At 73.8% G+C, this 447-nt stretch carries 1 protein-coding gene; it reads left to right on the top strand.

Features of this window, described 5'->3' with window-relative positions:
- On the top strand, positions 1-447 hold a 447-nt coding region (locus tag IF89_RS0136110), incomplete at both ends, for a transposase (RefSeq protein ID WP_030777741.1).

Genomic DNA, 447 nt, shown 5'->3' with positions numbered 1-447 from the left:
GACGCGGTCCGCCTTCAGCCCGGCGCCGACGTCGCCGCCGTGACCACCGTGCAGATCCGCGAGGTCGTCGAGCGGCTGACCGCCGCCGGCCAGTGGCGGCCGGGTGATCCGGAGGTCCTGGTCGTGCTGGATGCCGGATATGACGCCCCGCGCATCGCTCACCTGCTGGCCGGCCTGCCCGTCGAAATCCTCGGCCGGCTCCGTTCAGATCGCGTGATGCGGCGTCCGACGCCCTCCCGCGAAGAATTCCACCTGGCCAACCCCAAGGGCGGCCGACCGCCCAAGCACAGTGGTGAGTCCGCCTTCGGCGACCCCGCCACCTGGGGTGCCGGACGGGCCATGACGGTCACGGACACCCGGCTCTATGGGAAGGCGACCGCGCAGGCGTGGGACCGACTGCACCCGCGGCTGACCCGCCGGGCCGCAGGGGCCGACCACGACGGGCCG

Source organism: Streptomyces sp. NRRL F-2664 (assembly GCF_000719345.1).
Taxonomy (GTDB): Bacteria; Actinomycetota; Actinomycetes; order Streptomycetales; family Streptomycetaceae; genus Streptomyces.
Note: the sequence above shows the minus strand (reverse complement) of the source record. Positions and strands in the feature narration are given on the sequence as shown.